General features: G+C 69.6%; 3 protein-coding genes and 1 tRNA gene. 3 read left to right on the top strand and 1 reads right to left on the bottom strand.

The genetic code is table 11. The features are described from left to right. On the top strand, positions 1–683 hold a 683-nt coding region (locus AADI75_RS16060), incomplete at its 5' end, for a nitrilase-related carbon-nitrogen hydrolase (RefSeq protein WP_341209988.1). Positions 684–699: 16 nt separating this feature from the next. Here the strand turns inward: AADI75_RS16060 and AADI75_RS16055 are convergent. Beyond that, positions 700–1,356 (bottom strand): uracil-DNA glycosylase, encoded by a 657-nt coding sequence (locus tag AADI75_RS16055; protein WP_341209987.1) that lies wholly within the window; start codon positions 1,354–1,356, stop codon positions 700–702. Between the two features lie 23 nt (positions 1,357–1,379). On the opposite strand from AADI75_RS16055, the gene folK reads away from it, so the two are divergent. Together folK and AADI75_RS16045 are read left to right on the top strand one after the other, a co-directional pair. Further along, positions 1,380–1,868, top strand: a complete 489-nt coding sequence (gene folK, locus AADI75_RS16050) for a 2-amino-4-hydroxy-6-hydroxymethyldihydropteridine diphosphokinase (protein WP_341209986.1) — start codon at positions 1,380–1,382, stop codon at positions 1,866–1,868. Further along, a tRNA-Lys gene (locus AADI75_RS16045) sits at positions 1,869–1,944 on the top strand. Positions 1,945–2,316 lie beyond the last annotated feature (372 nt).

The raw sequence follows: 2,316 nt of genomic DNA, 5'->3' as shown, positions 1-2,316 counted from the left end.
ACGCCGCGCCGGTCGGCGAGCACAAGGCGGTGCTGGCGATGCAGGCGCTGGCGGAAGCACTGAAGGTGTATATCCCGACCAGCTTCTTCGAGCTGGACGGCCCGCATCATTACAATTCGCTGGCCATGATCGGCCCCGACGGCGAGGTGCAGGGCGTGTATCGCAAGAGCCATATTCCGGACGGGCCGGGCTATGAGGAGAAATTCTATTTCCGCCCCGGCAACACCGGGTTCAAGGTGTGGAACGGTCCGCGCGCCCAAGGACACCAGACCAAGCTGGGCGTCGGCGTGTGCTGGGATCAATGGTATCCGGAAACTGCCCGCGCGATGATGCTGATGGGCGCGGAAGTGCTGTTCTATCCGACCGCGATCGGCAGCGAGCCGCATGACACCTCGCTCGACACGGCGCGGCTGTGGCGGCGCGCGATGGTCGGCCACGCGGTGTCGAACGTGGTGCCGGTGATCGCCGCCAATCGTGTCGGGGTGGAACACGGCCAGACCTTCTACGGCACCAGCTTCATCACCGACGAGCGCGGCGACATCCTGGCCGAGCTGGACCGCGAGGAAGAGGGCGTGATCGTCGCGACGCTCGACCTCGATCGCGTGCGACGCCACCGGGCGGCGTTCGGATTTTTCCGCGACCGGCGGCCCGAGCTGTACGGGCGGCTGGTGCAGGACATCTGAGGCGTTGCGATAACGATCAGGGCCGAAGTTCCAGCGCCTTGGCGAAGACGCTCTCGAACATCTCCGCGGTCAGTCGCCCGGTGTTCTGGTTGTAGCGCGAGCAATGATAGCTATCGATCAGCACCCGACCGTCGGGCACGCGGTGCACCGCACCATGTTCGAAGCGCGCCTTGGGCAGCTTGCCGCCCAACACCTTGACCACCGACTGATGCGCGACCTGCCCCAACGCGATGTAGACGCGCACGGCCGGTAACGCCTCCGCCTGGCTCGACAGGAACGGGCGGCAGGTGCGGACTTCCTCGGGGGTCGGCGCGTTTCCGGGCGGCAGGCATTTGACCGCGTTGAGGATGATCGCGCCATCGAGCGTGATGTCGTCCTCGCGACTGCCGGTGAAGGTGCCGGAAGCCAATCCGAACTTGGCAAGTGTGGCATAGAGCAGTGCGCCGGCGCCATCGCCGATGAAGGCACGTCCGGTGCGATTCGCGCCCTTCATGCCCGGCGCCAGCCCGACGATCGCCAGCCACGCCTGCGGGTCGCCGAACGCCGGCACCGGCGCATTCCACCATTCGGGATGCTGCGCGCGCAGGTCGTGGCGCAGGTCGACGAGGCGGGGGCAGCGCGGGCAATCGAGCGGCGGTTCGGTCGCGGGCAGCGGAGAAGGTGCGAAGTCCATCGCAGTGCGATAGGCGCTTGTCGATGGTGGCTTCAATCTTTCTCGTGGCGCTGGGGTCCAATCGCTGCGGTCGGCACGGGCGCCCGCGCGACGAGGTCGCGGCGGCGTTGCGGCTGCTCGGCGGACGCGCGGCACCGATCGTCGCGAGCGCGCCGCTCGGGCCGTCGACGCGCACCTTCGCCAACAGCGCGGTGCTGATCGCAAGCGACGAAACCCCGCCCGCGTTGCTGGCGCGGCTGAAGACGATCGAGCGCGCGTTCGGGCGGCGGCGCGGGCGGCGCTGGGGGGCGCGGGTGATCGATCTCGACATCATCCTGTGGTCGGGCGGGGCGTGGCGTAGCCCGACTCTGACGATCCCGCATCCGGCGTTCCGCGCGCGCGCGTTCGTACTGACGCCGGCGGCGGCGATCGCGCCGACGTGGCGCGTGCCGGGCAGCGCGCTGACCTTGCGCCAGCTCCATGCCCGGTTGACCCGGACGCGCGCCGCCCCTAACCGGCTTCGATCCGCGTGAGGGTCCGTAGCTCAGTCGGTAGAGCAAGCGACTTTTAATCGAGAGGTCCCGGGTTCGAGCCCCGGCGGACCCACCACGCGGAACCTCATTCCTCTCCGTTTTGCGTCATTCCCGCGTAGGCGGGAATCCAGAGACGCTGACGGTTGCGCTTCTATCGACGGACCTGCGCGTCTGGATTCCCGCCTTCGCGGGAATGACGGATTTGGGCTTGGGCCCGCCGCGGCGGAGCCGCGTCGTCGGTCGGGGCGGTGCCCCGCCGGCCGGTCTGGGGCGAGGCCCGTCGCAGGAGGCGACGGGCCGCCCTGCGACTAGAACTCCGACCACTCCTCGTCCGCCACCGCCAGCGCGGTGCCGCGCGTGCCGGTGACCGGGCGGCGGGACGTGCGGGCGAGGTCGCGGCCGGCCTGCGCGGCGCGTGCCTGGAGGTCGTGGACCGGCGAGGCGGCCG

Source organism: uncultured Sphingomonas sp. (assembly GCF_964021865.1).
Lineage (GTDB): Bacteria > Pseudomonadota > Alphaproteobacteria > Sphingomonadales > Sphingomonadaceae > Sphingomonas.
Note: the sequence above shows the minus strand (reverse complement) of the source record. Positions and strands in the feature narration are given on the sequence as shown.